Source organism: SAR324 cluster bacterium (assembly GCA_029245725.1).
Taxonomy (GTDB): Bacteria; SAR324; SAR324; order SAR324; family NAC60-12; genus JCVI-SCAAA005.
Genome location: JAQWOT010000405.1, coordinates 1 through 3,277 on the forward strand (window position 1 = coordinate 1; position 3,277 = coordinate 3,277).

The 3,277-nt window shown below is 47.3% G+C and carries 3 protein-coding genes; all 3 read left to right on the forward strand.

The window, feature by feature from the left end; genetic code table 11:
* Positions 1 to 835 (forward strand): hypothetical protein (locus P8O70_22155; GenBank protein MDG2199542.1); only part of this gene is annotated, 835 nt, incomplete at its 5' end.
* A complete protein-coding gene (locus P8O70_22160) occupies positions 832 to 1,485 on the forward strand; it encodes a hypothetical protein (GenBank protein ID MDG2199543.1) in 654 nt (217 codons plus the stop codon). The genes P8O70_22155 and P8O70_22160, both read left to right, overlap by 4 nt.
* 59 nt (positions 1,486 to 1,544) lie before the next feature.
* Positions 1,545 to 3,277: HD domain-containing protein (locus P8O70_22165; GenBank protein ID MDG2199544.1), on the forward strand; the 1,733-nt coding region annotated here is incomplete at its 3' end.

Below are 3,277 nucleotides of genomic sequence, written 5' to 3' on the forward strand. Positions count from 1 at the left end.
GATGCCGGCTCGACGACATTTCTTTATGACCAACAAGCTTCTGCAGCGATCACAGGGTTATTTTGATTTGGAAGAATGCTTCCAAAGGGGCGAAGAGTATTTTGAACGGCAGAACTTCAAGAGGGCCCTTGAGATCTACCAGCCGTTGATTCCCGAAATTGAATCTGTTGAACTGCTAAATCGGATTGGGCACCTGCTGCTGCAGAAAAACAGTTTGGATGATGCCTATAAGGTGTTTCAACGAGCCTTGCGCAAGGACAGAAGCAATAAAGTGGCTCGGCAGGAGTTGAAGGCTGTGCGGGAAGCTTTCCTAGAGATGGCACAAACTGACTTGAAGAAGCCTGATTTGAAAGCAGCAGTCTATAAGCTGGAGCAAGCAATTGCGATCCTGCCAACAATTAAAGTACTCAAGCAACTGTTCATCGTTTATGGGGAACTGGAAGACTGGAAGTCACAACGAGAAGTAAAAAAGAAGATCCGTGAAATGGAGGAGGCTGAGTTGGAGCGTCAACAACAACAACTGCTGGAAAAAGCAGTTCAGGCAGAAGTGAGCAAGGACTACAAATCAGCGATGACTTCCTACGAACAGGCCCTCCGAGTCCTGCCCAAGCGGGGGATTTTTCTCAGGATGGTAAGCCTCTGTGAAAAGAATAACAAAGAAGAAATGGTGCCCCGGTTGACAAGTTGGTTCAATCAATTGGAGGAAGATTACCAACGGCAGGAATTAGAGCCACTCACCAAAGAAGAAATTTCGCTCGCTGACGAACCATCACTTGGGCCTGAAAAGGTCCGGCGAAAAAAGCGAAAACGACGTAAAGCTAAACCGTTAGAATGAGACGAGATTCTAACTCGCAGGTTACCGAAAGCCTAGATTCTCTGGTGGATATTGTCTCCAACAGTGTTGGAATTCTGATCATCCTGGCAGTTTTCATGGCGCTGTTGAGTGTGGTAGAGAGTCCCCTGGATGAGCTGACCTCGCCTGAAGAAACGAATGACTTGTTAACGATAGAAAAGAAGCGGATACCATGGTCACATTCCTCACAAAAAAGTAGTTTACTTTTTGTATTGCAGGATAATCGGCTGCTCTATCTGGATCGTGTTGCGGCCTATCGTTCGTTCCAGAGTGAGTTGGACAGTGAGCCAGAAATGCCTCTCAAGGCAGACCTAGAAGGCTACCGTGTGGAATTGACTGCTCAATCAAGCCAGAATCATTGTCTGCAATTCTTTCCAGAATTGGGTGCTGGACAGTGGTGGGGTGAGGTCAGTCGTGCCGATGGCTGGCTCACAAAACTGCTTGCTGAGAAGTCTCCGAGTGAGGTGTATCTGTTCTTCTGGGCCGACGGAGCCAGTTTTGAACTGATGCGTGAAATTCGAGAGTGGACCTGGGATCAGCGCTATGAAGTAGGTTGGAAACCGATTACAGAACGCTCGGGCTTGCGTTTCTGCACAGGTCTGGGACGATCCCTAAGTTTCCGTCCACAATGAGGCTAGTGAAGATAGTTACTCGATTAAAGTGAGAATAAGGAGGACTGCTGTTGTCCGAAGTGTCTGAATCGGTAGCAGAAAATTTGAGTGGACGTGCTTTTGCTGTGCAAGAGTCTGCAGACGAATACTTCCAATTAGTGATGGATCTGAAACAACAGATCCGCGACTATGTACGCCGACGTGGTACTGAACTGGAGCAGAATCTCCTTGAAAAGGCCTTCGATGACATTGAAGCCTACCATGCCAACCAGATTCGCAGATCTGGACAACCGGTTATTGTTCATCCTCTGCGAGTAGCCTTATCCATATGCAATATGGGCCTTGATGCTCCTACTGTTGTGGCTTCCCTCCTTCATGATGCTATCGAAGATACATCGATCACCTGGGACTACCTTTCTACAAATTATGGGGAGTGGTATGCAGATATTGTTGATGGGCTAACGAAGATTAAGTACACCACGGATTCTGGTAAAAAAGGAGCAGACCTCGAAGCAACCTATCAGAAGATGCTTGCCGCAATGGTCCGGGATGTCCGTTCCATGTTCATCAAGCTCTTTGACCGCCTTGATAACATGAAGGACATGGAGGCGATGCCTCGGCACAAGCAGCGCAGCATTAGTCGGGAGACCTTAAATGTCTATGTGCCCATGGCTCGTCGTTTTGGCCTTGAAGAAATTAGCCAGGAACACACTGAGCTCTGTTTCCGATACCTCTACCCCAAACGTTATAAGAGGACTCTCGCACACCTACAGCGACTGAGAGAACAGCAAGAAACTTCCATCCAAGCAATGCATCGTCAAATTGAGGAAGTTCTGCAGCGATGTGGTTTGGAAAATACAAGGATAGAGGAAATCTGGACACATCCGGCCTCTTACATCCACAGTTCTGAAGATGCTGAAACTGTTTTGGAAGGCTACCGTTTGGTAGTTCAGGAGCCCTTGGAAAGTTATCAAGTCCTGGGTGCTCTGCATACCCAGCGAAACGCCGTTCCCCTGAAAATTCGTGATTTCATTAGTAATCCTCTTTGGAATGGTCATCAAGGACTGCACACCCAAGTGATTTTTGATGGTGAGCCAATTTCCTTTGAGATTGTTTCAAAGCAGATGAGCCAACTTAATGAATACGGAATCATGGCGCACTGGAAGGGTTCGGTAAGTGAACTCTCCAACTACTACCGTACTTGCCTGGAGCAACTCGATCTGTTTAGTGGAAACAAGGAACTGCGGATGGCGGAAGTGATGGGTTACCTGCAGTCAGAACAAATCCAGGTGTTCACTCCAAAAGGAGATATGATAACCTTGCCTTCAGGGGCAACGGTTTTGGATTTTGCCTTTCAGATTCATACTGATTTAGGAAACTATTGTGTGGGTGCGCTGGTGAATGCTCCACGCTCCCAAAGTGTGGACCAGAGTAGCCGAAATTGGGTTTCACGTGACCGTAAAATGGAGCACGGTGAATCAGTGCGAATTCTGGCTCGTCCAGATCAGCATCCCGACCGAAACTGGTTGGAACAATCAATCACCGCGAGAAGTCACCTGAACATTCGCCGTAGCCTGAGACAGCAGAATTCTCGAAAAGCCCAAGAGGTGGGACGTAACTTTTTGGTGAGCGAGCTGTTCCATTTTCAGCAAAATGTTGATCAATGGTTCCAACAAGAAAATGTTCAGAAAGCTTTGGTGAAGGAGCGCTTGACCAAGGAGCGTTTTCTAGAAGAATTGGGACTGCAGCGCAGAGAATTGAAAACCTTCCTCAAGACCTATCAACTTTTACCAAATCAGGCTTTGCATGGCAT